Genomic DNA, 25,203 nt, shown 5'->3' with positions numbered 1-25,203 from the left:
AAGTTAGCGCGTTACCAGCGCCGACGATTACAGTCAAAGAAACGTTCCGCGAACACAACCCAGAAGGAAGGCGAGAACCTGCCGTGAGCAGCGAAAACACGTTCGGCCAGAACAGCTGGCTGGTTGACGAGATGTTCCAGCAGTACAAGGACGACCCCAACTCGGTGGACGCCGAATGGCGCGAACTCTTCGAGAACAAGGGCGCTCCGAAGACCGCGAAGGGCACCCCCAACGTCACCCCTTCCGACGAGAGCGCAAGCACTCCGAAGACTGACCCAAAGGTCTCCCGCACCACCGGCGCCCCGAGCCAGGACGGCCGCGAAACCAAGGTGGACGAGGCGGCGGCCAAGGTGGCCGCCAAGCCGAAGCGCACCGCAGCCGCCACGAAGCCCTCCCCGCTTGACAAGGTCAACCAGGTCGAGGCTGAGCCCGGCGAGTTCCAACTCAAGGGCGCTTTCAAGGCCATTGCCAAGAACATGAACGAGTCGCTCGAGGTACCCACCGCGACCACCGTGCGCGACATGCCGGTCAAGCTCATGTTTGAAAACCGTGCGCTGATCAACGACCACCTCAAGCGCACCCGCGGCGGCAAGGTCTCCTTCACCCACATCCTGGGCTACGCCATCGTCCTGGCCACCAAGCTGCACCCGGACATGAACAAGAACTACAAGGAGGACGGCAACAAGTCCTTCGCGGTGCAGCCGGAGCACATCAACCTCGGCCTGGCCATCGACCTGCCGGGCAAGAACGGCTCCCGTTCCCTGGTTGTCGCCGCCATCAAGGAGTGCGAGAAGAAGGACTTCAACGAGTTCGTCGAAGCCTACGAAGACATCGTCGCCCGCGCCCGCGACGGCAAGCTCACCATGGACGACTTCTCCGGCGTGACCATCCAGCTGACCAACCCGGGCGGCATCGGCACCCGCCACTCCATCCCGCGCCTGACCAAGGGCCAGGGCACCATCGTCGGCGTCGGCGCAATGGACTACCCGGCAGAGTTCGCCGGCGCCTCCGAGGACCGCCTCGCCGAGCTCGGCGTGGGCAAGCTGGTCACCCTGACCTCCACCTACGACCACCGCGTCATCCAGGGCGCGGAGTCCGGCGAGTTCCTGCGCGACATCTCCCAGCTGCTCATCGACGACAAGTTCTGGGACGAAATCTTCCGCTCCCTGCACATCCCGTTCGCGCCGCTGCGCTGGGCACAGGACGAGCCGAACACCGGCATCAACAAGGACACCCGCGTCATGCAGCTGATCGAGGCGTACCGCTCCCGCGGCCACCTCATCGCCGACACAAACCCGCTGCAGTGGCACCAGCCGGGCCTGCCCAAGCCGGATTCCCGCGACCTGCTCATGGAAACCCACGGCCTGACCCTGTGGGACCTGGACCGCGTCTTCCACGTCGGCGGTTTCGGCGGCAAGGAGCAGATGACCCTGCGCGAGGTGATGTCCCGCCTGCGCGCCGCCTACACCCTGAAGGTGGGCACCGAATACTCCCACATCATGGACCGCGACGAGCGCGAGTGGCTGCGCGACCGCGTCGAAGCCGGCATGCCCAAGCCGACCGGCCCGGAGCAGAAGTACATCCTGCAGAAGCTCAACGCCGCCGAGGCCTTCGAGAACTTCCTGCAGACCAAGTACCTCGGCCAGAAGCGCTTCTCGCTTGAGGGCGCCGAAACCCTGATCCCGCTGATGGACGCCATCATCGACACCGCCGCAGGCCAGGGCCTGGAAGAGGTCGTCATCGGCATGCCGCACCGCGGCCGCCTGAACGTGCTGTTCAACATCGTGGGCAAGCCGGTTGCCACCATCTTCAACGAGTTTGAGGGCAACATGCGCGCAGCCCAGCAGGGCGGCTCCGGCGACGTGAAGTACCACCTCGGTTTCGAGGGCGAGCACATCCAGATGTTCGGCGACGGCGAGATCAAGGTCTCCCTGGCCGCCAACCCGTCCCACCTCGAAGCCGTCGACCCGGTCCTGGTGGGCATGGCGCGCGCCAAGGCCGACCAGATCAAGTTTGCCAAGGGCCGCGAGGACCACCCGGTCGTGCCGCTGATGCTGCACGGCGACGCATCCTTCACCGGCCTGGGCGTGGTCCAGGAGACGCTGAACCTGTCCCGCCTGCCGGGCTACACCGTCGGCGGCACCATCCACATCGTGGTGAACAACCAGATCGGCTTCACCACCACCCCGGATTCCGGCCGTTCCTCCTACTACGCCACCGACCTGGCCAAGGGCTTCGACTGCCCGGTGTTCCACGTCAACGGCGACGACCCGGAGGCCGCAGCGTGGGTGGCCCAGCTGGCCACCGAGTACCGCCGCGAGTTTGGCAAGGACGTCTTCATCGACCTGATCTGCTACCGTCTGCGCGGCCACAACGAGGCCGACGACCCGACGGTGACCCAGCCGGTCATGTACGACCGCATCAACTCTCACCCGTCGGTGCGCACCCGCTACACGCAGGACCTCATCGGCCGCGGCGACATCACCGAGGAAGACGCAGAGAAGGCAGCACAGGACTTCCACGACCAGCTGGATTCCGTCTTCTCCGACGTCAAGGCCGAGAAGGGCAAGCCGAGCGAACAGACCGGCATCACCGAGTCCCAGGAGCTCACCCGCGGACTGGACACCAACATCTCCGAGGAGCAGTTCAAGCGCCTCGCCGACGCGTACGCGAACCTGCCGGAGGACTTCACTCCGAACAAGCGCCTGAAGTCCGTGCTGAAGAAGCGCGGCGGCTCCTTCACCGACGGCGACATCGACTGGGGCTGGGGCGAGCTGCTCGCCTTCGGCTCCCTGGCGGAGCAGGGCAAGTTTGTCCGCCTCGCCGGCGAGGACTCCCAGCGCGGCACCTTCACCCAGCGCCACGCGGTGCTGTACAACCCGGACAACGCCGAGGCGTACAACCCGCTGGACCACAACGCGCAGGAGAACGGCGACGGCGGCCACTTCCAGGTGTTCAACTCCGCCCTGACCGAGTACGCCGGCATGGGCTTCGAATACGGCTACACCCTGGGCAACAAGGACGCTGTGGTGGCCTGGGAGGCGCAGTTCGGCGACTTCGCCAACGGCGCCCAGACCATCATCGACGAGTACGTCTCCTCCTCCGAGACCAAGTGGGGCGAGCTGTCCTCGCTGATCTCTCTGCTGCCGCACGGCTACGAGGGCCAGGGCCCGGACCACTCCTCCGCACGCATCGAGCGCTACCTGCAGCTTGTGGCGGAGGGCTCCATGACCATCGCCCAGCCGACCACCCCGGCAAACCACTTCCACCTGCTGCGCCGCCAGGCGCTCGGCGAAATGAAGCGCCCGCTGGTCGTCTTCACGCCGAAGTCCATGCTGCGCAACAAGGCGGCCGTCTCGCAGCCGGCTGACTTCATCGAGGTCAACCGCTTCCAGTCCGTCATCGACGACCCGAACTTCGTCGAGCGCGGCAACAAGGTCATCGGCGACACCGACAAGGTGGAGACCATCATGCTCTGCTCCGGCAAGATCTACTGGGAGCTGGCAAAGAAGAAGGAGGCCGACGGCCGCGACGACGTCGCCATCATCCGCGTGGAGATGCTCCACCCGATCCCCTTCAACCGCCTCGCCGACGCGTTCAAGAACTACCCGAACGCCAAGGAGATCCGCTGGGTCCAGGACGAGCCGGCAAACCAGGGCGCATGGCCGTTCTACAACGAGCACCTGCGCACCCTGATCCCGGACATGCCGGAGATGGTCCGCGTGTCCCGCCGCGCCCAGTCCACCACCGCAACCGGTGTGGCCAAGGTGCACCAGCAGGAGGAAAAGCAGCTGCTCGAGGAGGCATTTGCAAAGTAGCTTGACGACGGAGCACGTCACCGCGCTCCCCCTCAAGCGCTAGGGCCCCGGGGTTCACCCGGGGCCCTTCCCCGTGTCTGGGGTGTGTACTCGCGGCGGCCTAGCGCGCGCCGTCGCTGTCGGCGGAATCGCCCGGCGCTGCCCCATCCTCGTCCGCGTCCGGCAGTTCGTCGTCGTAGATGTTGATGTGGGCGTTTTCCATCATCCACGCCGCCAGCGTGTCCTGGACGTCGGCGCCGCCCTCGATGTCTTCGACCATCTCCTCCAGCGACTTGGTGGAGATGACTCGGGTGATGAAGTTCAGGCGGTTGATCTCGCCGCGGTCGAAGCCGGACTTGTCGAACAGCGGGATGATGTTCTGCGGCAACTCACCCGCACGCCCGCAGCTTTGCGCCGGCGAGGGGTCCACGGTGCGCAGGGTGCTGGGCAGCCCCGCGATGGCTTGGTCGTAGACCATGTCCGAGAACCCGGCCGGTTCCTCCTTGGCCTCCTGCTTCAGGCGCTTCGCGGCCTCCACGTCGGTCTCCTCCACAAGGCGGCCGGTACAGGTCACCACGAAGTCCACCGGGGTTTCCTTGAGCACCCGCAGCGTGTCGCCGGCGGAGAAATCGGCGGCGGTCACGCTCGTGGGCCGGCCCAGCTGCTGCAGCACGCGGCTGTAAATCTCGCCGAGGACGCGCTGCTCTGGGTCGTCGGCGTCGATGCCGATCGCGATCGGGTCCTTCGTCGTGCTCTGCAGGCCATTGGGCACGCAGCCGGACAGCCCGGAGATGGTCAGTGCGCCCGCGGCAAGCGCCGCCACGGCGCGGTACGGCTTACGCATCGGGATGGGGCTGCGACGCGTCGTCGATAGGCAGCTGGCCCGCGATGAGATCACGCGCATGCGGGGCCGCATCCGGCTCGCACAGCACGTCGTACCGGCCCGCCACGATCGTCGTCGCGGAGGAGAAGTCGCGCTTGCCGCCGGTAAACGCGTAGGCCACCGCCGCGAAAATCACGCCGAAGATCGCGCCGACGATCAGCGTGGTGGTAAACGTCACCCAGCCCGACCCCGGCTCGGTGAACACCGAGAGGATCAGGCCCAAAAACAGGCCCATCCACAGGCCCGAGAGCGCACCGGTGCCCAGTACCTTGCCCCAGGTCAGGCGGCCCGTGATCTTCTCCACCTGCATCAGGTCCACGCCCACGATGGACAGCTTCTCCACCGGGAACTCCTTGTCGGAAAGCGAATCCACCGCCTCCTGCGCCTCCGCGTACGTCTTGAAGCTGCCGACAGGCCAGCCCGTGGGAACCTCGCGCGCAGGCACACGGGAAGAGTTGCTCATGGGATTTGTCATGCCCACCAGTGTATCCGCTCGGCCGCGACGCACCGTTATACTGCTGGGCAACATGGCTACAGAACAAAAAACCACAGAACAGGATGTCCTCGCCGCGCTCGAGCGCGTGGAGGACCCCGAGATTGGCAAGCCCATCACCGAACTGGACATGGTGGAATCCGTGCGTATTAGCGGCGCGGACGTGGCCGTGGGCATCTACCTGACCATCGCTGGCTGCCCCATGCGCGACACCATCGAGTCCAACACCCGGGCTGTGCTCGAGGAGCTCGACGGCGTCGGCGACGTTACCGTCACCCTGCACACCATGAGCGACGAGCAGCGCCGGGCGCTCGCGCTGAAGCTGCGCGGCGAGCAGACCGGCCCCGCCATCCCCTTCGCCGACCCGGACACGCGCACCCGCATCTTCGCCGTCGCCTCCGGCAAGGGCGGCGTGGGCAAGTCCTCGATGACCGTGAACCTGGCCACCGCCCTGGCTGCGCAGGGGTTGAGCGTCGGCGTGGTGGACGCGGACATCTACGGCCACTCCGTGCCCGGCCTGATGGGCTCGGCTGAGCAGGGCCCCACGGTTGTCGACGAGATGATCATGCCGCCGATCGCCCACGGCGTGCGTCACATCTCCGTGGGCCAGTTCGTCGAAGGCAACGCGCCGATCGTGTGGCGTGGGCCCATGCTCACCCGCGCGATCCAGCAGTTCCTGGCGGACGTGTACTGGGGTGACCTGGACGTGCTGTTCATGGACCTGCCGCCCGGCACCGGCGACGTTGCCATCACCGTCGCGCAGCTCGTGCCGAACGCGGAGCTGCTCATCGTGACCACCCCGCAGGCCGCCGCGGCCGAGGTGGCCGAGCGCGCCGGCACAATCGCGCAGCAGACCGACCAGAAGATCGCCGGCGTAATCGAGAACATGGCCGGCATGACCATGCCCGACGGCACCGTGATGAACATCTTCGGCGAAGGCGGCGGCGAGCAGGTGGCCGAGCGCCTGACCCAGCTGACGGACTCCGACGTGACACTGCTGGGCTCCATCCCCCTGGACCCGAAGCTTCGCGAGCACGGCGACACCGGCACCCCCGTCGTCCTCTCCGAGCCAGACTCGCCCGCCGCCAAGGCCATCCAGGCGGTGGCGGATCAGCTGAAGGTGCGCCGCGAATCACTCGCCGGCAAGAGCCTCAACCCGCAGGTTAAGTGATGTCCTCCCAGGAGAAGCCCCTGCCTTTCGACGGCCGCTCCGCCTGATCCTGCCGCAGCTTCTCCTGCGGCGCAGGCTGATCCTGCTGCGGCTGCGCTGTCCGCGGGCCAGAGCGGGTTGGCTCTGCGCCAGCCTGGCGCGGATCTACGGCTTCGTCCTCGAACAACACCTTCGCCATGGCGCGGCGCGGGCCCATCGCCGCGTACTGGGACACGGTGTCGATGGGCTTCTTGAACTCCTCGAACCCCTCCAGCTCCCCGTTGAGCTCGGCCTTGGCGTTGTTGATGGCCTTCTTCGCCGCGTAGATCGCCGCGCGCACATCCTCGACAACGGCGGGCAGGCGTTCGGGCCCGATCACGATGAGACCGATGATCAGGATGAAGAAAATTTCGCCCCAGCCGATGTTGGAAAACACCTACAACACCCTACTCCCCGCGGCGCTTCAGCGCGCCCAGAGCCGACTGCAGCAGGTCCTTGACCCTGTCGCGCGGCCCCGGCGCCCCGCCCGGCCCGTCGAGGTCCTCGTCGCACATGCCGGCCAGTCGCTCCACCAGCGACGCCGGGGCGTGCACGCCCGAGTTGTCCACCACGCGCAGCCGGTTCGCGGCGCGGCGCTGGGTGTCCACTTCGGCGCTGCACTCCTCGCAGTCTTCCAAATGGCGGGCGGCGCGGCGGAACGCGGCATCAGACAGTTCACCGTCCACGAAGGCGGCGACCGCCTCCGGGTTCAGGTGGTCGGTGGAGTTGAATTCGCGTCTGGCCATTGACATCACGTCGCTTGTTTAGCGGGTGCGGATGAGTTCCTTCGCGTGTGCGTCGTCAAGCGCCTGCGCCTCCAGAGACTCCCGCAGCTGCGCGCGCCCGCGGTGGATGCGGGAGCGCACCGTGCCCATCTTCACGTCGAGGGTGTCGCCGATTTCCTCGTAGGTCATGCCCATCACGTCGCAGAGCACGACGGCGACGCGGAAATCCGGCGCCAGGTCGTCCAGCGCGCGCTGCAGCGCCGGATCCAGGTTGGCCACGTTGTAGGCCTCCTCCGGCGTCATGTCGGTGCCGGGCACGCGCTCGTAATCTTCCGGCAGCGCCTCCATGCGGATCTTCGCGCGGCGGCGCACCATGTCCAGAAACAGGTTCGTGGTGATGCGGTGCAGCCAGCCCTCGAACGTGCCGGGCTGGTAGTTCTTCAGGCTGCGGAACACGCGCATGAAGGTTTCCTGCGTCAGGTCTTCCGCGTCGTGCTGGTTGCCGGACAGACGGTACGCAAGGCGGTAGACACTGTCGGCGTGTTCTTGGACCAGCTCGGACCAGGTGGGCATTGCCCCCTCGCCTGCGTCGAACGCGGCAGTGCCGGACAGCTGGCTTTCCTCAGAGGTCATGAAGAACAGTTTCGCAGACTCACCTCCCAGATGCCAGCACACCTCCTGTGAGCTCCCTGGGTACATAGGCCCCGCTATGATTGCCGGTGTGAGTGAGACTGCGTTTACCCAACTGAGCACCTACATCGACTCCCGCCGGGACCACCTGCCGGAGGCGGTGGGCGAGGCACTCGCCCGCGCACGCGAGGACGCCGGGGAAAACGGCGTGCCGGTTCCCAGCCAGATCGTCGGCGATCTGCTTTCTGTGCTGGCGGCGGGCAACGAGGCCTCCCAGGGTGCGGTCGCGGTGACCCCGGCGGCGGGTGTTGCTGGCCTGCACATCCTCGCCGGCCTGCGCGAGAAGGCCACACTGACCTGCATTGAGCCGGAGGCGGCGCTGCAGGCTGGCGCGAAGGAGGCGTTCCGCGCCGCAGGCTTTGCGCCGTCGCGGGTGCGCTTCCTCACCTCCCGCCCGCTGGATGTTATGGGCCGCCTCGCCACAGGCGCGTACCAGCTGATCTACGCCGACGTCTCCGCCGTGGAGCTGCGCCCGCTCATCGACGCCGCGTGGCCCCTGCTCGCCCCCGGCGGCACACTGGTCATCGCAGGCTCGCTTCTCGACGGCACCGTGGCCGACCCCACCCGCCGCGACCGCGACACTGAGGCGGCGCGGGAGGCGGATGCCTTCGTCGATACGCTGGCGCTCGAAGATGCGGCCCTTGCGCGCCTGCCTCTCGACGGCGGGCTGACGCTTGTGACCAAACGGCGCTAAATCACCTCGCTCTTCCCCACGCACACCACGCCGTTATCGGAAACCTTGAAGCGCTCCCGGTCGCGCTCCGGGTCCACGCCGATGATCTCCCCGTCGGAGACGTAGACGTTTTTGTCCAGGATGCAGTGGCGCACCACCGCGCCCTTGCCCACCCGAACGCCCGGCATGAGCACTGAGCCCTCAACGGTGGCGCCTTCTTCCACGCGGACGTCGGTAGACAGCACCGAATTGCGCACCGTCGCACCCGAAATGATGGAGCCGGACGCCACGATGGACTCCTGCGCAATGCCGCCAATGACAAACTTCGCCGGCGGCAGGTTGTCCTCCTCCGTGGCGTGGATCGGCCATGCCTTGTTGTAGAGGTTGAACACCGGATGCGAAGAAATCAGGTCCATGTGGGCCTCGTAGAACGAGTCCACGGTACCCACATCGCGCCAGTATCCGCGGTCGCGCTCGGTTGCGCCCGGGACCTCGTTGCGGGAGAAGTCGTACACGTTTGCCTCGCCCTGGGCCACGAAGTACGGGATGATGTCGCCGCCCATGTCGTGGGCAGAGTCTTCGTTTTGCTCGTCTTCCAGCAGCGCCTGGATCAGCGCCTCGGTGGAGAAGCAGTAGTTGCCCATGGACGCGAACGTGGTCTCCGGGTCGTCCGGGGTCCCCGGCGGGTTATCGGGCTTTTCCAGGAACTCCGTGATCGTGCCGTCGTCGTCCGACTGGATGCAGCCGAACGCGTGCGCCTCCGAGCGCGGCACGCGAATGCCAGCCACCGTGGCGGCCTTGCCCGAGGCGATGTGATCCTCCACCATCTGCGACGGGTCCATGCGGTAGACGTGATCCGCGCCGAAGACCAGCACGTAGTCCGGAGCGTCGTCGTAGATCAGGTTCAACGACTGCACGATCGCATCCGCCGAGCCCGAGTACCAGCGCTTGCCGCGGCGCTGCTGCGCAGGCACCGAGGCGATGTACTGCTGCGTCGGGCCAGAGACGTTCCACGCGGTGGCCACGTGACGGTCCAGCGAGTGGGATTTGTACTGGGTCAGCACCGCGATGCGCATATAGCCCGCGTTAACCAGGTTGGATAGGACAAAGTCGATGAGACGGTAGTTGCCGCCGAACGGCACGGCGGGCTTGGCACGGTCAGCGGTCAACGGAAACAGGCGCTTGCCCTCACCGCCGGCCAGGACGATGGCGAGAACTCGAGGCTGGCTTTTCATACCAGCCAGGCTAATGAGAATTTCGGGCCCCTGCAGGGAATCGCGCGCGTAAGTAGGCTCGGCGGTCATGAAAGTCGGAATGTTCACCCGCGAATACCCACCGGAGGTTTACGGCGGCGCCGGCGTCCACGTCACCGAGCTGACGCGCTTCATGCGCGACATCGTCGAGGTGGACGTGCACTGCATGGGCGCACCCCGTGACGCGGAAGGCGTCTTTGTCCACGGCGTCGACCCCGCGCTGGAACACGCCAACGGGGCCATCAAGACACTGTCCACCGGCCTGCGCATGGCGGATGCCGCCGACGGGCTGGACGTGGTGCACTCCCACACCTGGTACGCCGGGCTCGGCGGGCACCTGGCCGGCCAGCTGCACGAAATCCCCCACGTGGTCACCGCCCACTCGCTTGAACCGGACCGCCCCTGGAAGCGCGAGCAGCTCGGCGGCGGCTACAACGTCTCCTCCTGGTCGGAGAAGAACGCCTTCGAATACGCCGATGCGGTCATTGCGGTCTCCGCCGGCATGAAGGAAGCCGTTCTGCGGGCTTACCCGCGTATCGACGAAGCTAAAGTCCACACCGTCTTAAACGGCATCGACCCGCAGAAGTGGTACCCCGATTCCGGCACCATCGCCGAGGAACTGGGCGTGGACCCGGACAAGCCCGTCGTTGCGTTCGTCGGGCGCATCACCCGCCAAAAGGGCGTGGCCCACCTACTCAAGGCGGCCCAAGCCTTCGACGAGGACATCCAGCTCATCCTGTGTGCCGGGGCCCCGGACACCGAGGAGATTGCGGCGGAGACCGAAGGGCTCGTCGAAAAGCTCAAGGCCTCCCGCGACGGGGTGTTCTGGATCCAAGAAATGATGCCCGCGGAGAAGGTGCGCGAGGTGTACTCGCTTGCGGACGTGTTCGTGTGCCCGTCCATCTACGAGCCGCTCGGCATAGTCAACCTCGAAGCGATGGCGTGCGAGACCGCCGTGGTAGCCTCGCGCGTCGGCGGCATCCCGGAGGTCGTCGTCGACGGCGAAACCGGCGTGCTGGTGGACTACGACGCCAACGACACCGCAGGCTTCGAGCACGCGCTGGCCGAAGCCGTCAACGCCGTCGCAGGCGATACCCAGCGCGCCGCCGCCATGGGCGCGGCCGGGCTGGCGAGGGCCAAAACCGACTTTTCCTGGGCAACCATTGCGCAAGAGACCGTAGAGATTTACAAGGGGCTGATGAGATGACCGTTTACCGTCCGGAACTGCACGTCACCGCCGAGCGCGGCATCCTCGAAGGCCCCGCCGGCATCTACCGCACCGGAGCCGCTGGTGAGCGCGTGTGGAACATGTTCTACCAGTACCGCCCCACCCCCGACGCGCCCAGCCGCTGGGGCCACCAGCAAAGCGAAGAAGACGCCTTCAGCTGGGTGGACTGCAACGACGTCATCGTGCCCGTCGGCGGCGAAATCGCTGTGCGCGCCGGCAGCGTCGTCCCTGCCGGCGACGGTGTGGACCTCTACTTCACCTCCGCCACCGCCGCCGGCAACACCATCCAGGTGGCGCACGTGCCGCACGTCGACGAGCTATGCGCAGACCTCGACGACGATGCCGACCTCGATGTCTCCGGCGCCGCGTCCCGCCTCGGCGCCGTCGTTGAAGACGTCGCCGGCGTGAGCAACTTCCGCTCCCCCTGCGTCGTGCCCGACTGGGACGCCGACGCCGACCGCGACGACGCCCACGACGGCTGGCTCATGCTCGCCGTCTCCGGGCCCGAAACCGCGCCGAAGCCCGTCGTGCTCACCTCCGACGACGGCCGCGACTGGAAGCTCGAAGGCGTCCTCGACTTCGAAGGCGACACCGGCTTCGACCTCGACGCTTCCCTGGTCGCCCCCCGCATCGTGCGCCTACGCGACGAAGTGGACGGCCAGATCCGCGACGTGCTGTTTGTCACCCTCGAACGCGACGGCAAAGACACCGCCGTCTACGCCGTCGGCGAGCTGCACGGCCACACCTTCCGCGTGGACACCCCGTTCACCATCGTGGACCACGGCCACGACTTCACCCGCCCCCGCAACACCACCTACAACCTGGTCGAGACGGCGAAGCTGTACGAGCGCGCCTACCTCTACGGGTTCATGACCAACACCGACCGCGCCGGCGACCCCACCCGCGAGCCCAACTGGGATGCCGAAGGCTGGGCCAACGCGCTGACCCTGCCGCGCCGCGTCACCCTCCAAGGCGGCCGCCTCTACCAGGTGCCCGCCCCGGGCCTTCCGGACGCAGTGGACAGCACCGACCGCGCCCGCATGTGGGCCGGGCTGTGCGAGGTCGCGCCGGGCTCCTCCGTTGTCGTGGAAATCCTCGACGGCAACGGCGAGCCGGGCGTGGTGGTCACCCACTCCGGCGACCAGCTCACCCTCGACCGCCTGGACGGCTCCCCCGCCAGCGCCGAGCTCAACGACGACGACGAGGACAACATCACCGTCATCGTCGACGGCTCCACCGTCGAGGTCTACGCCGGCGGCGGCAGCGTGGTCATGTCCTCGCGCGTGTGGCTCGACGGCGCCTGCTCCGGCATCCGCACCCGCGCCCACGACGGCGCGGTGATCCACTCCGAGTGGCGCCGCGGCTACGTGCGCTAACTGCCTATCGACGCACAACTGCCGCCCTTCCACGTGGATGGGCGGCAGTTTTGCGTCGTGAAGCTTAGGCTTTGCGCATGCGGATCAGCTGCGCACGGGCGGTGACCCGCATCTGCTCCGGCAGTTCCGCCAGGCGGGCCTGAAGCGTGTCCCGGTCCAGGTGGCGCGCCGATGGGCTCATGCCCACCTGGGCGGCGATGGCGTCGCGCTCGAGCAGCATGGGGAACTCGATGAGCTCAGGATCCGCGGCCGGGGTCAAGTGGCCCTCGGACTGGGCGATGAGGCGCTCGACCTTGCCCTCCTCGACGCCGAGAATGCCCAGCGGCTCGCGCAGCTCGTCCAAGTGCCCCTGGTCGGCGACGAGCATGACGGCCTCGCCGCCGTCCACAAGCACGCGCGCGAACTCCGCCGGGTTGCGCGGCGCGAACACCACCGCCAGCGCGTGGACGGAACCGGTGCGGACAGGCAGCTGCTCCCACACGTCCGCCACCACAGCCCCCACGCGCGGGTGCGCCTTGGCCAGGTGCTTCGCCGCCGGAACGGACACGTCCAGGCCGACGCCGCGCGCGCCTTCGATCAGGTCCAGGGTGTGGGCCAGGTAGTAGCCGGTGCCGGCGCCGGCCTCCATGATCACCGGGTTATCGGCGTCGCCGGCGGCGCGCTCGACAACGTCTGCTAGCGCGTCGGAGACGGCCTCCACGAACGGCGCGAAGTGGCCGTTGGACAAAAACGTCTCGCGGGAGTTGACCATCTCCAGCGAATCACCCTCGTGCCCGATGCCCTTACCGGCGGCGAGGGTGACGTAGCCCTGCTTGGCCACGTCATAAGAATGCCCCGATTCGGAGACGAGACGGGAAAAGTCGTCTTCGCCCCGAAGCGGGGTCAGGTCTGCCGGGTCGGCGAGCACGTCCACAATGTCGTTGAGCATGTGGCGATACTACCGCGTTCGGCGCGTTAGGCCTCTGCGGCCTCCGTGAGCAGTCGGCCGAGCTCGCCGGCTTCCTCCTTGGACAGCTCCACCACGAGGCGGCCACCGCCGTCGGACGGGATACGCATCACGATCTTGCGGGACTCCTCCACCGCTTCCATCGGGCCACTGCCGGTACGCGGCTTCATTGCTGCCATTCGTCTACGCTCCTTTTACTTCGCGATAGTTGACGTAGACGATTCTACCCGAGCTTCCTGCCTCTCGACGGGCCCAAGGTTGCCGCCGGCCAACTGCTCCAGCAGCGCATCCACCTGATCCATGCGGTAGCCGCGGTGCACCACCTCGAGCTGGATGTCGCCGAAGTTGCCCTCCTCCACGGCGCGGCGGTTGGCCTCCTTAACGTCGGCGGTCGGAGGCATCGGCGGCTGCGCCTCGCCGCGGCCGAAGACGGAGGCGAACACGCGCACACCGATGATGCTCAGCAGCACGAGGATGAGGATTAGCACGATCCAGGAAAGCATGACGGTTAGTTTAACCGTCCACCCAGGCGGGGCGCTCGCGGACCTGGATTCCGCCCACCCCTGCGCGCCCCAGGATGGTGCGCGAGACCACGTCCGCCATCGGCCCCAGCTGGGTCAGCGGGCGGTTGCGGTGCTCGCGTGGGCTCAGCTCAGCTTCAGCGATGGAGGTGGGTGTGTGGGCCGAGGCGACGTCGATGAGCAGGCCTGCCTCGACGCCGTAGCCGGCGACGAACGGGACGCGAAGCGCGGTGTCACGCCGGATGGCGTACTCGCCGGCGAGCGGCTGGCGGATGTGCGCAAGCTGCGGAAACAGGGCGCGCAACAGCGGCTTGGCGGTCAGCTCGGTGACGCGGCCGCCGGCGCGGGCGCGCTCATAGGAGGCCTTGACCAGGTGGATGCCCGGGTCCGAGAATGGCTCGGCGAGCGCGTCGACCCACCACGGCTCCAGCGAGGTCACGTCCGCGTCCACGAACACCACCACATCGCCGGTGGCCGCTTTGACGCCGCGCCACAGCGCCTCGCCCTTGCCCTCCCACGGCTCGCGGGGGTCCACCTCGCGCCACGGCACCACCTTCGCACCTGCGTCGGCTGCGCGCTTGGCGGTGTCGTCGGTGGAGTCGGGGTCGATCACCAGCACCTCGTTGGCATTCGATGCCAAACACTTCTCGACGACCCCCGCCACCGTCTCCTGCTCATTCAACGCAGGGATGACCACGCTGACCCTCACGCGAGCCCCCGCACGGTGTGGAGCGGAGCCATCCCGCCCTGGATCGCAGCGGTCATGCGGATCACATCCAGCGTGGCTGCGACCTCGTGCACGCGGAAGGCCGCGACACCGCGCGCGGCTGCCCACGCAGTGGCGGCGAGTGTGCCGGGGACGCGCTCAGTGATGTCCGCGCCGTTGAGCCCGCGGTTGAGGGTCTCGCCGACGAAGTCCTTGTTCGACAGCGCCATCAGCACCGGCCAGCCCGTGGCCACCAGCTCGTCCACGCGGCGCAGCAGCTCGAGTCCGTGGTAGGTGTTCTTGCCAAAGTCGTGGGTGGGGTCGATGAAGATGCGCTCCTCCGGCACGCCCAGCGACGCGGCCCGCTCGGCCAGCGCGGTGGTCTCGGCGATGACGTCGGCGACCACGTCGTCGTAGTGCACCCGGTGCGGGCGGGTGCGCGGCGTAATCCCGCCGGTGTGCGAGCAGACGTAGCCCACCCGGTGGTGGCCGGCGACCTCCACCAGCTCCGGGTCGAAGCCGGCCCACGTGTCGTTGATCAGGTCCGCGCCGGCTTCGATCGCGGCCTCGGCAACCGGCGCGCGCCAGGTGTCCACGCTCAACGTCACGTCCGGGTGGCGCCCGCGCGCGGCAGCAATCAGCGGCACGACGCGGTCGATCTCCTCGGCCACGGACACGTCGTCGCCAGGCCCGGCCTTGACGCCGCCGATGTCGATGATGCTGGCGCCGGCGGACACGGCGCCGTCGATACGCAATAGTGCTTTTTCGGAGGCGAATGTCGCGCCCTTGTCGTAGAAGGAATCGGGCGTGCGGTTGACAATCGCCATCACCTCGGCGAGCGGCTTAGTCATCCTTGAGGCGCTGATCCGTCATCACCTTGTGCGTGTCCACGATGTGCGCCACCGCCTCGTCGACGGAGTCGGTGACCAGGAACAGCTTCTCGTCGCCCGGCGAAATCAGCCCGCGGCCCAGCAGCTGCTCCTCGATCCACGACACCAGCCCCGACCAGAACTCGGTGCCCATCAGCACGATCGGGAAGTTGGTGACCTTGCCGGTTTGCACCATGCACAGCACCTCGAAGACCTCGTCCATCGTGCCGAATCCGCCCGGCAGGGCGATAAACGCCTGCGAGTACTTCAAAAACATGGTCTTGCGGGCGAAGAAGTACCGGAAGTTTAAGCCCAGATCCACCCAGTCGTTCAGGCCCTGCTCGAACGGCAGCTCGATGCCCAGGCCCACCGACAGGCCGTCGGCGTTGTGCGCGCCGCGGTTCGGCCCCTCCATCAGCCCCGGGCCGCCGCCGGTGATCACCGCGTAACCGGCCGCCACCAGCGCCTTGCCCACGTCGTAGGACAACTGGTACTCGTCCGTGCCCTCCCCCAGGCGCGCCGAGCCAAACACCGTGACGGCCTTCGGCATCTCGCTGAGCGCGTCGAAGCCGGCGACGAACTCGCTCTGGATGCGCATCACGCGCCACGGGTCCTCGTGGCGCCACTGGCTGTCCGCGTGGCCGAACGCCTCAAGCAGGCGCTGGTCGAACGTGGACGTCTGGTGGTCCGAGCCGCGCAGCGCAATCGGGCCGCGCAGCTTCCGGTCGCGCTCCGGGCGGGGGATGTTCAGCGGGGCCATTGACTACTCGCTTTCGTTGACGCTCAGATACGACATCAGCTGCCCAAAGACCTGCGTGATCTGGTCCGTCGGGCACTGCTCGTCCTTCTTGTGGGCAAAACCGGGGTCTCCGGGTCCGAAGTTGACCGCGGGAACACCCAGGCTAGAAAAACGCGACACGTCCGTCCATCCGAATTTCGCGCGGAAATTCCCGCCCACAGCCTTGACCAGCCCGGCTGCCACGGGGTCGCCCAGGCCGGGAAGGGCGGCTGGGGAGATGTCGTCGTAGGTGAGCGTGAGCCCGTCCTCAAGCGAAAGTGCTTCCTCGAGGTGCGCCTTCGCCTCCTCGACGGAGCGGTCCGGCGCGTAGCGGAGGTTCACGATCAGACGCGCGTGATCCGGGATGGTGTTGGTGGCCACGAACCCCTCCAGGCCCACTACGTTGAGGCCCTCGCGGTACTCGCAGCCGTCGATGTCCACGGCGCGCGGTTCGTAGGCGGCGATGCGCGTGAGCACGCCGGCCAGATCGTGCGCCGCATTGTGGCCGAGCCAGCTGCGGGCGGAGTGCGCACGGGTGCCTGCCGCGTCCACGAACACGCGGATGGAGCCCTGGCAGCCGGCCTCGATGATGCCGCCGGACGGCTCGCCGAGCAGCGCGATGTCACCTTCAAGCCACTCCGGGTGATCGCGCTCCAAGTGGAACAGACCGTTGTACTCCTGGGCGACCTCCTCGCCCTCGTAGGCGATCACGGTCAGGTCGTGGGCGGCTTTGCCCGGCTCCGCCAGGCGCGCGAATGCGGCCAGATAGCAGGCCATGCCGGACTTCATGTCGACGGACCCGCAGCCGTGGAGGGTGCCGTCGAGAAGCTTGTGCGGGGTGTTGTCCGCGAGCGGGACGGTGTCGATGTGCCCGGCCAGCACCACCCTTGAACCCAGGCGGAAGTTCGTGCGCGCCACCACCGTGTTGCCGAAGCGCTCAACCTCCGCGTGCTCGAGGCCGCGAAGCGCGCTTTCGACGGCGTCCGCGATCGCCTCCTCATGGTGCGAGGGCGACTCGATGTCCACGAGCGCCGCGGAAAGTGCAATTGGGTCGGCGAAGAGATCTAAGGAAGTCACACGGCGATCCTACGTTTAGACTCGCAGCCATGTCTCAAGGAGCGCGCGCCGTCGGAATCGCCAACATCGCCATGAACGACACCGTGCTGGACACTTGGTTCCCGTCGCCGGAGCTATTGCCTATCGACGCCACCTCCGGCACCCACCGCGTCAGCGCCCACGAACTCACCCCGAAGTTTCTGAAACTTATTGGCGCGGACCACGACCGGCTGGTGGAACTCGTGCCGGTGCGCACCGTCATCGCGGACCTGGACGCGCCGCCCATCGACGCGCACGACGTGTTTCTGCGCCTGCACCTGTTGTCGCACCGCATGGTCGAGCCGCTGACGATCAACATGGACGGCGCACTGGACTTGTTGGAGCCGGTGGTGTGGACCAACAAAGGCCCGTGTTTGGCGGACAACTTCGAAACCGTGCGCACGAACCTGCGGGCGCGCGGGCTGATCCACGTCTACGGCATCGACCGGCTGCCGCGCATGGTCGACTACGTCGTGCCCTCCGGGGTCACCATCGCCGAGGCCGAGCGCGTGCGGCTCGGGGCGTACCTCGCCGAGGGGACATCCGTGATGCGCGAAGGCTACGTCTCCTACAACGCGGGCACGCTGGGCCCGGCGCGCCTCGAGGGACGTTTGTCGTCGTCCGTGGTGGTCGGCGGCGGGACCGACTTGTCGCTGTCGTCGGCGCTGATGGCGTCACGCGTCAGCGAACACGAACGCGCGCCGATGCGGGTCGGGCGGGACTGCCGGCTGCACCCCTCTGCCGGCGTGATCGGGGTGGACTTAGGCGACCGGTGCGAAATCGGCGTCGGTGTGATGCTCGAGCCGGAAACCATGGTCTTCGACGTCGAAACCGGCGCACAGGTGCCCGCGCAGACGATTGCCGGGCGCGACGATCTGCGCATCGAACACGAGCCGTTTTCCACCTCACCGGTAGTGCGGCGGCGGGCGTGAGGCGTCGATGCGCACAAAATAGCGGAATATAATGCCATTGACGCAATAGCTTGCGTTTAAGGTGTTCGACATGTCGACACCAGTTTCCCCCGTCGCGGACTCCACCGCGCTCGCCCGAGGGCTGAAGACACGCCACCTGACCATGATGGGCCTCGGCTCCGCCATCGGCGCCGGCCTCTTCCTGGGCACCGGCGTGGGCATCGCAGCAGCCGGGCCGGCCGTGCTGATCGCGTACGTCATCGCCGGATTCATCACCGTCTGCTTCATGCAGATGCTCGCCGAAATGGTCGCTGCCAGGCCGTCCTCCGGCACCTTCTCCACCTACGCCGCCCAGGCATTCGGCCCATGGGCCGGGTTCACCATCGGCTGGCTGTACTGGTTCATGATGATCATGATCATGGCCGTGGAAATCACCGGCGCCTCCGCCATCGTCGCCGCCTGGTTCGGCATCTCGCCGTGGATCCCGGCGCTGGCGGCCATCGTGGCGTTTACCGTGGTCAACTTCTCCGCCGTGAAAAACTTCGGCGAGTTCGAGTTCTGGTTCGCCCTGATCAAGGTCGCCGTCATCGTCGCGTTTTTGATCATCGGCGTCGCGCTGTGGCTCGGCGTGCTGCCCGCCAGCGGGTTCGTGGGACTGAGCAACGTCAGCGAGGTCGGCTTCATGCCCAACGGCTGGTCCGGCGTGGCCACCGCACTGTTGGCCGTGGCATTCGCATTCGGCGGCATTGAGCTGGTCACCGTCGCCGCCGCCGAATCCGAGGACCCGCAGGCGGGCGTGCACTCCGCAATCCGCTCCATCATCTGGCGCATCTCCGTGTTCTACATCGGCTCCGTGCTGTTGATCGTGCTGCTGTTGCCTTTCGACCAAATCGGCGGAGCGGACTCCGCCGCCGACTCCCCCTTCACCGCCGTACTGGAGCTGGCCAACATCCCGGGCGCAGTCGGCATCATGGAAGCCGTCATCGTGGTGGCGCTGCTGTCCGCCTGCAACACCCAGATCTACGGCTCCTCCCGCTTCATGCAAAACCTCGCCGTGCGCGGCGACGCCCCCGCCTCCTTCGCCCGCACCGACGCCCGCGGCGTGCCCATGCGCGCCGTGATCGTCTCCGTCGCCTTCGGGTTCGCCGCCGTGGCCCTGCAGTACTGGAACCCTCCGGGGCTACTGGCGTTCTTACTCAACGCCGTCGGCGGCTGCCTGATCGTGCTGTGGATCGTCGTCGCCCTCTCGTTCGTGCGCCTGCACCCCAAGCTCGTCGCCGCCGGCGAAATCACCGACGTGCGCATGTGGGCACCAAACGTCCTGCCCTGGGTGATGATCGGCCTTGCCGGCGGCGTGATTGCGCTCATGCTCGCCAACCCGGACGGGCGCTTCCAGATGCTCGCCGTCACCGTCGTCGTCGGCGTCATCGCCATCGCCGGCGCGATCCACCAAAACGTGCACAAGAATAGGGGCGCCTGATGGCCGGAGGAACGTCGACAAGCAACAGCGATCTCGGCTCCGGCCTGAAATCCCGCCACCTCACCCTCATGGGGCTCGGCACCGCCGTGGGCGCCGGGCTGTTCCTCGGCGTCGGCGTGGGCATCCGCGCCGCCGGGCCCGCGATCCTCATCGCATACGCCATTGCCGGGCTGATCGTCATCGCCGTGATGCGCATGCTCGGCGAAATGGCCGCCGCGCACCCCTCCTCCGGCTCCTTTGCCACCTACGGGCGCATGGCGTTCGGCCACTGGGCCGGGTTCCTGCTCGGCTGGATCTACTACTTCCTGCTGATCATGGCGTGCGGCGCCGAACTCACAGGCGCCTCCGCCATGATGGCCGGCTGGTTCGGCGTGCCGCAATGGGTGCCCGGGCTTGTCGTCGTGGTCGTGCTCACCGCCGTGAACCTCGCACAAGTCAAGGGCTTCGGCGAGTTCGAGTACTGGTTCGCCATGATCAAAATCGCCGTCATCCTGGGCTTCCTAGTCATCGGCGCGCTGCTGTGGGCTGGGGTGCTGCCCGCCAGCAGCTTCGTCGGCTTCGAGCACGTGCGCGAATCCGGCTTCGCCCCCAACGGCATCGCAGGCATCGCCGCCGGGCTGCTTGCGGTGGCGTTCGCCTTCGGCGGCATCGAAGTGGTCACCATCGCCGCCGCCGAATCCGAAAACCCCTCCGACAACGTCAAGCGCGCCGTCAACTCCATCATTTGGCGCATCGCGCTGTTCTACATCGGCTCCGTCACCGTGATCATCCTGCTGCTGCCCTACGCCGCCATCGACGGCGCGGACTCCGCCGCAGACTCGCCGTTTACCGCCGTGTTGGAAATGGCCAACATTCCGGGCGCGGCCGGGCTCATGGAAGTCGTGATCGTGCTCGCGCTTTTGTCCGCGTTCAACGCGCAGATCTACGGCACATCGCGCCTGGGCTACCAGCAGGCGCTCGAAGGCGACGCGCCTGCGTGGATGGCGCGCACCAACGCCGCAGGGGTGCCGCGCAACTCCGTGCTCATCTCCGTGTTTTTCGCGTTCGTGGCCGTGGGCCTGCAGTGGTGGAACCCGCCGGGGATGATCGACTTCATCATGTCCGCTACCGGCGGCTGCCTCATCGTCACCTGGATCATGATCACTCTGAGCTTCATCAAGCTCCACCCACGCATCCGCGCCTCCGCGGTGCGTGTGCGCGGCGCGTCGTGGGTGCCGTGGGTGACCCTGGCGGCGCTGCTGGGTCTGACGGTGCTCATGCTTTTCGACGACACTTCGCGCTCCCAGGTCATCAGCGTCACCATCCTGTCGTTGATCCTGGTCGCCATGTCCTTCCTCACCCGCAACCGGGGTGCCGTAAGGTGACTGGCATGAATTCCCCAACTTCCGCGATTGCGCGCGGCGTCGCCACCATCACCCACGACGGCACCGTGCTTGACGTTTGGTACCCCGCCCCGTTAGTAGATGAGCCGGTTGAGGAAACCGGGACGCGTCGATTGGCAGAGCCCGACGCCCGCTTCGAAGAGCTCGTCGGCCCCGACGAGGCACGCGGCGTGGCACGCGTGGCAGTGGAAACCGCAATCAAAGACCTGGCGGAGCCGGCCGTGGACGCCTACGACGTCTACCTGCGCCTGCACCTGCTGTCGCACCGCCTGATCCGCCCCCACGGCGCCAACATGGACGGCGTGTTCGGCCTTCTGTCCAACGTGGTGTGGACCAACTACGGCCCCTGCGCCGTCTCCGACTTCCAGATGACGCGCGGCAAGCTTGCCGCCAAGGGCCCGGTCGTGGTGTTCTCCGTGGACAAGTTCCCGCGCATGGTCGACTACGTCGTGCCGTCTGGCGTGCGCATCGGCGACGCCGACCGCATCCGCCTCGGCGCCCATCTCGCCGAGGGCACCACCGTCATGCACGAGGGCTTCGTGAACTTCAACGCCGGAACGCTCGGCGCCTCCATGGTTGAGGGCCGCATCTCCGCCGGCGTTGTCGTCGGCGACGGCACCGACATCGGCGGCGGCGCATCCATCATGGGCACCCTGTCCGGCGGCGGCAAGGAAGTCATCTCGCTGGGCGAGCGCTGCCTCCTCGGCGCGAACGCCGGCGTGGGCATCTCGCTCGGCGACGACTGCATCGTCGAAGCCGGCCTCTACGTCACGGCCGGCACCAAGGTCGTGCTCACCGCGCCGGTGGCCGAAGCCCTGGGCAAGGAACCAGGCACCGAGATCAAGGCGCTCGAGCTCTCCGGCGCAAACGGCCTGCAGTTCCGCCGCAACTCCGTCACCGGCTCCGTCGAGGCCGTGCCCGCGAAGGGCATCGAGCTCAACGAAGCCCTGCACGCCAACTAACGCTGTGGTCCTCCACGACGCGGAGCTGACGCTGCTCCCCTGGAACGACGTGAACACGCTGCCAGGGGTGCGCAGGGACATCATCGACACCAGCAACGACCCTGCGATGGTGCGCTGGACCACCGTGCCGCACCCCTACACCGGCGAGCACGCCGACGAATTCCTTGCCGGTGTGCCGGAGGGCGTCGAGCGGTGGGCGTATGTCCTTGACGGCCGCTTCGCCGGAAGCATCGAACTGCGCCCCGGCGGTGAGCTGGGCTACAGCACCGCACCGTGGGCCCGGGGCCGCGGCCTGACCACCCGGGCGCTGCGGCTCGTCGCCGCCCACGCGCTCGCCCGCGGACTGCAGCACCTGGAGCTACACATCGCCGTGGACAACGCCGCCTCGCGCCGCGCGGCCGAGAGAGCCGGATTCACATACGAGGACCTTCTCCCCGACCCGGTGCGTATCCGCGGCCACGAGGACACGCTGGCCCGCTACGTGCTCCGCGCCCCCGATGCGGCGGAGCCGAACAGCACCTGCATCGCCCCGTAGGGGTGGTACCGGTTCGGCGCCGGGATCCCGTTGGGTGAAACCCATGTCGGGATCCCTTTGACCCGTTTCACGCTGCCGCGGCGGTTGGCGTGCGAGGCGATGTCGTGGTTGACCTGGTTGTGGTAGCGGCACACCGGCACGAGGTTGCGCATGTTCGTCTCACCTCCTTCGGCCCACGACTGCATGTGATGGATCTCGCAGGCGTCGGAGCCGTGGCGACAGCCCGGCCACGGGCACACCGTCAGCGTCATCCGCGCGAGGTCGCGCTGCTTTTCGTTGGCGTAGCGCTGCGTGTTGTACAGGTTCAACGCACCTTCGGTCGGGTGGAATAGGGCGACTTCCGCCAGCTCGGGCTCCGATGCCAGGTATTCGGCGCCGGTGATGGTCGTGCCGTCGGTGAGTCCAAGGATCACATCGTCTCCGTCGCCTGAGAGGATCTGCACGTGCTGGTCCAACCCCACCACCACAATTGGGCGGCGCACGGCAAAGGGTATGCCTCCGCCGCATCCCCGAACGAGATCGAGGAATCGTCGGAGCATTTGCGGCCCTGTCGGCTTAGTCGGGTCGAGACCCTCGCGCAGGTAGGCCTCGATGTCGGCGGCGTCGTGCTCGTCGGCAGTGATGTGGATGGAGCGCCTGCCGTGCACGGACCGTCCGAACCTGACCTGCAGCTTCGGCTTTGTCCGGGCGGGTTTGAGGATGAGTCGGTCGGCCTTGGCTTTCAGCTCGTGGTGGGTGGAAAACTTTTCCAGCAGCTTGCGGCGCACGCGCCACCGCTCGGCTTCGTTCGGGATCTTTTTCAGCCGGTCTTCGATGTAGACCAGCTGGCTCAGCGGGAATTCTTCGGCGGCCTTTCTCGCGAGGCGTTGGTGTGTTTAGAAGATCGAAATGGTAGCGGTGTGGTGAGTTCGTGGTAGCGCTTGAGTGGGGATCCGGTAGCGGTCTCCACTCAAGCGTTTTGTGGGGTTACTGGTTAGCTTCCAGTCTCATGTTTGGTCCTTCGAGGGTGATGATTTCGGCGCCGGCGATGAGTCGGTTGAGGATGGACTCGGCGATGACGGCGTCCGGGATGGATCTGTACCAGTCTTGCGGGGTGAACTGTGAGGTCACGATTGTTGATCGGTTGCCTTCTCGTTCGGAGAGAATGTTGAAGAGCAGGTGCGCGGTGGCGGCGTCGACTGGGGTGGTGAGGAAGTCGTCGAGGACTAACACGTCGACGCTGATCAACTCGCGGGTGAGTTTGAGCCGGGCTGGGTCGTCAAGTGGCATTACTGCGAAGTGCGCGGCGAGCATGTCGGTGCGGTAGAACCTGGCGGAGTAGTCGTTGCGGCATGCTGCGGTGATCAGTGCTTGGGCGAGGTAGGTCTTGCCGACTGAGGATTTGCCCAGGATGACAATGTTTTGGCCCAGGTGGCACCATTGTCCGTGAGCGAGTCGGCTGACTTGTTCTGGGTTGATGTTGCGGTCAGGTGCGTAGACGACGTCTTCGAGGCAGGCATCGGGGTTTGGCGATCGTGATGCCTTGAGCAGTTTGTTGATGCGGCGTTCGCGTCTGGCCGCGACTTCTTTGTCGAGTGCGTAGAGCACCTTTTGGGAGAAGGTCCACGTGTCGAAGGTTGGGTCGTTGGCGATGTCGATGACGCTTTTGCCGAAGGCTGTCATGCGCATTGCTGTGAAGTCCGCGAGGACGGATTCGTCGAGGAAGCGCTCTTGTGGCGGGGTCGGTGGGGTCATGGTTTTGGGGTTCCTTTCTTGGTGAGGTTGTCCAGGCTGAACTGTGCTGCGCCACCGAGGTAGGCGCCGCTGGTGTCGCGTGTGGCAGCGGCGGGTGCGTGGGCCCGATGCCCAGGTGTGGCCGGTGCCGGTTGGTCGAAGCCGTGTGGTCGGGTTGCGGCTTCTTTGCGTACGGCGGCCATCATGTTTTTGACCGCGGTGTAGGACACCGCCCGGCGGGTCCCGTCGGAGGAGACTAGGCGCTTACATGCTTCTTCCAACACGAGCTTGTTGGCGTGTTTGCCCATTGACAGCACGTTCCTGCACGATTGGTACGCCTGGGCCGGGATTGCTTTCGCCGTGATCATTTCCTCGATGACGGTGCGTGTCGCCGGGCCGATCTTTTGGGCTTCGCGCAGGAAGTAATCGCTCGTCCACAGTCCCTGGGTGTGATCCATGTTCGCCGGTATGTGGTCGGCATCGGTGACATACGCCCCGCGGGTGTGGGCAAGCGTGTGGGTTGTAACGGCACGGCCACCATCGAAGACCGTGAGCACTTGCCCGGTGATGCGCACATCGACAGTGCGGCCAACGAGCTGGTGCGGCACGGAGTACCGCACGCTAGCTACGGTGATGTGGAAATCCGGGGCGACCTTGGCGCGTTTCCACTCGGTGCGCTGCCACGGGGTATCGGGAAGCGCTGTCAACAGGTGCCTTTCATGCGCATCGAAAATGTCTTTGCGGCTTGACTGCTGGTGACGAAACGGTACCGCCTGGTTGATCTGGTCAACCAGCTGCTGAATTCGCGAGTTGAGTTCGTCAAGGTCGACGCACTGGTGGCCATCGAGTGCGTGGATGACCTTGTGGGTGACGATCTTGACTGCGGCTTCGACATTCGCTTTGTCTTTCGGCCGTTTCGCCCTCGTGGGCAGTGCTGCGGTGTTGTAATGCTCCAGAAACTGCTCGTAGGGAGGGTGTCAGGAAGTTTGTGTGTGAGG

The 25,203-nt window shown here is 66.7% G+C and carries 27 protein-coding genes; 11 read left to right on the top strand and 16 right to left on the bottom strand.

Annotation, left to right across the window (positions count from 1 at the left end; translation table 11 throughout):
* Window positions 1-83 precede the first annotated feature (83 nt).
* Window positions 84-3,818 (top strand): multifunctional oxoglutarate decarboxylase/oxoglutarate dehydrogenase thiamine pyrophosphate-binding subunit/dihydrolipoyllysine-residue succinyltransferase subunit, encoded by a 3,735-nt coding sequence (locus HMPREF2791_RS01770; RefSeq protein WP_070844031.1) that lies wholly within the window; start codon window positions 84-86, stop codon window positions 3,816-3,818.
* A 100-nt stretch (window positions 3,819-3,918) separates the two neighbouring features.
* Here the strand turns inward: HMPREF2791_RS01770 and HMPREF2791_RS01765 are convergent, their stop codons facing one another.
* Together HMPREF2791_RS01765 and HMPREF2791_RS01760 are read right to left on the bottom strand one after the other, a co-directional pair.
* On the bottom strand, window positions 3,919-4,641 hold the full coding sequence (locus tag HMPREF2791_RS01765; RefSeq protein ID WP_070844029.1) for a hypothetical protein: 723 nt from the start codon (window positions 4,639-4,641) through the stop codon (window positions 3,919-3,921).
* Window positions 4,634-5,155: a YflT domain-containing protein gene (locus tag HMPREF2791_RS01760; protein ID WP_070475095.1), complete on the bottom strand. Its 522-nt coding sequence runs from the start codon at window positions 5,153-5,155 to the stop codon at window positions 4,634-4,636. The genes HMPREF2791_RS01765 and HMPREF2791_RS01760 overlap by 8 nt, the downstream gene beginning before the upstream one ends.
* A 52-nt stretch (window positions 5,156-5,207) precedes the next feature.
* Here HMPREF2791_RS01760 and HMPREF2791_RS01755 point away from each other — a divergent pair, with 52 nt between their 5' ends.
* Complete coding sequence (locus HMPREF2791_RS01755) at window positions 5,208-6,344, top strand: Mrp/NBP35 family ATP-binding protein (protein ID WP_070844027.1); 1,137 nt, start codon at window positions 5,208-5,210, stop codon at window positions 6,342-6,344.
* Here HMPREF2791_RS01755 and tatB read toward each other — a convergent pair.
* From tatB to sigE, 3 genes are read right to left on the bottom strand one after another with little or no spacing between them, the layout of a single operon-like run.
* A complete protein-coding gene (tatB, locus tag HMPREF2791_RS01750; protein ID WP_070844025.1) occupies window positions 6,337-6,759 on the bottom strand; it encodes a Sec-independent protein translocase protein TatB in 423 nt (140 codons plus the stop codon). The genes HMPREF2791_RS01755 and tatB overlap by 8 nt on opposite strands.
* Before the next feature lie 10 nt (window positions 6,760-6,769).
* Window positions 6,770-7,108, bottom strand: a complete 339-nt coding sequence (locus tag HMPREF2791_RS12335; RefSeq protein ID WP_141764882.1) for an anti-sigma factor family protein — start codon at window positions 7,106-7,108, stop codon at window positions 6,770-6,772.
* An 18-nt stretch (window positions 7,109-7,126) separates the two neighbouring features.
* On the bottom strand, window positions 7,127-7,720 hold the full coding sequence (gene sigE, locus HMPREF2791_RS01740; RefSeq protein WP_070844021.1) for an RNA polymerase sigma factor SigE: 594 nt from the start codon (window positions 7,718-7,720) through the stop codon (window positions 7,127-7,129).
* Window positions 7,721-7,796: 76 nt separating this feature from the next.
* Between sigE and HMPREF2791_RS01735 the strand changes: the two genes are divergently transcribed.
* Complete coding sequence (locus HMPREF2791_RS01735; RefSeq protein ID WP_070844019.1) at window positions 7,797-8,471, top strand: O-methyltransferase; 675 nt, start codon at window positions 7,797-7,799, stop codon at window positions 8,469-8,471.
* Here the strand turns inward: HMPREF2791_RS01735 and glgC are convergent.
* Window positions 8,468-9,685: a glucose-1-phosphate adenylyltransferase gene (gene glgC, locus HMPREF2791_RS01730; protein WP_070844167.1), complete on the bottom strand. Its 1,218-nt coding sequence runs from the start codon at window positions 9,683-9,685 to the stop codon at window positions 8,468-8,470. The two genes, HMPREF2791_RS01735 and glgC, sit on opposite strands and share 4 nt — an antisense overlap.
* Window positions 9,686-9,752: 67 nt before the next feature.
* Here glgC and glgA point away from each other — a divergent pair, with 67 nt between their 5' ends.
* Both glgA and HMPREF2791_RS01720 read left to right on the top strand, forming a co-directional pair.
* Entirely contained in the window at window positions 9,753-10,910 is a 1,158-nt protein-coding gene (glgA, locus tag HMPREF2791_RS01725) for a glycogen synthase (protein ID WP_070844017.1), read from the top strand.
* Complete coding sequence (locus HMPREF2791_RS01720) at window positions 10,907-12,307, top strand: GH32 C-terminal domain-containing protein (protein ID WP_070475089.1); 1,401 nt, start codon at window positions 10,907-10,909, stop codon at window positions 12,305-12,307. Before glgA ends, HMPREF2791_RS01720 begins: the two co-directional genes overlap by 4 nt.
* Window positions 12,308-12,371: 64 nt before the next feature.
* Here the strand turns inward: HMPREF2791_RS01720 and HMPREF2791_RS01715 are convergent, their stop codons facing one another.
* Genes HMPREF2791_RS01715 through dapE form a run of 7 tightly spaced genes read right to left on the bottom strand, consistent with a single transcriptional unit; the run spans window position 12,372 to window position 17,204 of the window.
* Window positions 12,372-13,235: a class I SAM-dependent methyltransferase gene (locus tag HMPREF2791_RS01715; protein ID WP_070475088.1), complete on the bottom strand. Its 864-nt coding sequence runs from the start codon at window positions 13,233-13,235 to the stop codon at window positions 12,372-12,374.
* Between the two features lie 26 nt (window positions 13,236-13,261).
* The gene (locus HMPREF2791_RS01710; RefSeq protein WP_070475087.1) at window positions 13,262-13,432 is read right to left on the bottom strand and encodes a DUF3117 domain-containing protein; all 171 of its coding nucleotides are present in this window, start codon (window positions 13,430-13,432) and stop codon (window positions 13,262-13,264) included.
* Between the two features lie 15 nt (window positions 13,433-13,447).
* A complete protein-coding gene (locus HMPREF2791_RS01705) occupies window positions 13,448-13,756 on the bottom strand; it encodes a hypothetical protein (RefSeq protein ID WP_070475086.1) in 309 nt (102 codons plus the stop codon).
* A 10-nt stretch (window positions 13,757-13,766) separates the two neighbouring features.
* Window positions 13,767-14,483: a glucosyl-3-phosphoglycerate synthase gene (locus tag HMPREF2791_RS01700; RefSeq protein WP_070844015.1), complete on the bottom strand. Its 717-nt coding sequence runs from the start codon at window positions 14,481-14,483 to the stop codon at window positions 13,767-13,769.
* The gene (gene folP, locus HMPREF2791_RS01695; RefSeq protein WP_070844013.1) at window positions 14,480-15,331 is read right to left on the bottom strand and encodes a dihydropteroate synthase; all 852 of its coding nucleotides are present in this window, start codon (window positions 15,329-15,331) and stop codon (window positions 14,480-14,482) included. The genes HMPREF2791_RS01700 and folP overlap by 4 nt, the downstream gene beginning before the upstream one ends.
* Window positions 15,324-16,109, bottom strand: coding sequence for an LOG family protein (locus HMPREF2791_RS01690; protein ID WP_070475083.1), 786 nt, complete (start codon window positions 16,107-16,109; stop codon window positions 15,324-15,326). The genes folP and HMPREF2791_RS01690 overlap by 8 nt, the downstream gene beginning before the upstream one ends.
* Window positions 16,110-16,112: 3 nt before the next feature.
* Window positions 16,113-17,204: a succinyl-diaminopimelate desuccinylase gene (gene dapE, locus HMPREF2791_RS01685; RefSeq protein WP_070844011.1), complete on the bottom strand. Its 1,092-nt coding sequence runs from the start codon at window positions 17,202-17,204 to the stop codon at window positions 16,113-16,115.
* Window positions 17,205-17,233: 29 nt separating this feature from the next.
* Here dapE and HMPREF2791_RS01680 point away from each other — a divergent pair, with 29 nt between their 5' ends.
* The 5 genes from HMPREF2791_RS01680 (at window position 17,234) to HMPREF2791_RS01660 (ending at window position 22,492) form a co-directional block, all read left to right on the top strand.
* Entirely contained in the window at window positions 17,234-18,154 is a 921-nt protein-coding gene (locus HMPREF2791_RS01680; RefSeq protein ID WP_070844009.1) for a 2,3,4,5-tetrahydropyridine-2,6-dicarboxylate N-succinyltransferase, read from the top strand.
* A gap of 70 nt (window positions 18,155-18,224) precedes the next feature.
* Window positions 18,225-19,613 (top strand): amino acid permease, encoded by a 1,389-nt coding sequence (locus tag HMPREF2791_RS01675; protein WP_070844166.1) that lies wholly within the window; start codon window positions 18,225-18,227, stop codon window positions 19,611-19,613.
* Window positions 19,613-20,977: an amino acid permease gene (locus HMPREF2791_RS01670; protein WP_070844007.1), complete on the top strand. Its 1,365-nt coding sequence runs from the start codon at window positions 19,613-19,615 to the stop codon at window positions 20,975-20,977. The genes HMPREF2791_RS01675 and HMPREF2791_RS01670 overlap by 1 nt, the downstream gene beginning before the upstream one ends.
* A 5-nt stretch (window positions 20,978-20,982) precedes the next feature.
* Entirely contained in the window at window positions 20,983-21,957 is a 975-nt protein-coding gene (dapD, locus tag HMPREF2791_RS01665; RefSeq protein ID WP_070475078.1) for a 2,3,4,5-tetrahydropyridine-2,6-dicarboxylate N-succinyltransferase, read from the top strand.
* Window positions 21,958-21,961: 4 nt separating this feature from the next.
* Window positions 21,962-22,492, top strand: a complete 531-nt coding sequence (locus HMPREF2791_RS01660) for a GNAT family N-acetyltransferase (protein ID WP_070844006.1) — start codon at window positions 21,962-21,964, stop codon at window positions 22,490-22,492.
* Here HMPREF2791_RS01660 and HMPREF2791_RS01655 read toward each other — a convergent pair.
* The 3 genes from HMPREF2791_RS01655 to HMPREF2791_RS01645 form a co-directional block, all read right to left on the bottom strand.
* Window positions 22,435-23,259, bottom strand: coding sequence for an HNH endonuclease signature motif containing protein (locus HMPREF2791_RS01655; RefSeq protein ID WP_070844005.1), 825 nt, complete (start codon window positions 23,257-23,259; stop codon window positions 22,435-22,437). The genes HMPREF2791_RS01660 and HMPREF2791_RS01655 overlap by 58 nt on opposite strands.
* Window positions 23,260-23,458: 199 nt before the next feature.
* Complete coding sequence (locus tag HMPREF2791_RS01650; RefSeq protein ID WP_070475123.1) at window positions 23,459-24,226, bottom strand: ATP-binding protein; 768 nt, start codon at window positions 24,224-24,226, stop codon at window positions 23,459-23,461.
* Window positions 24,223-24,912, bottom strand: a complete 690-nt coding sequence (locus tag HMPREF2791_RS01645) for a Mu transposase domain-containing protein (protein WP_070844004.1) — start codon at window positions 24,910-24,912, stop codon at window positions 24,223-24,225. Before HMPREF2791_RS01645 ends, HMPREF2791_RS01650 begins: the two co-directional genes overlap by 4 nt.
* A gap of 48 nt (window positions 24,913-24,960) precedes the next feature.
* Here HMPREF2791_RS01645 and HMPREF2791_RS12230 point away from each other — a divergent pair.
* A partial coding sequence (locus HMPREF2791_RS12230) for a hypothetical protein (RefSeq protein ID WP_246825299.1) occupies window positions 24,961-25,203 on the top strand: 243 nt, incomplete at its 3' end.

It is taken from the genome of Corynebacterium sp. HMSC034A01, assembly GCF_001838175.1.
Classification (GTDB): domain Bacteria; phylum Actinomycetota; class Actinomycetes; order Mycobacteriales; family Mycobacteriaceae; genus Corynebacterium.
The sequence above is the reverse complement of the archived record's forward strand: the minus strand, read 5'-3'. Positions and strand labels throughout refer to the sequence as shown.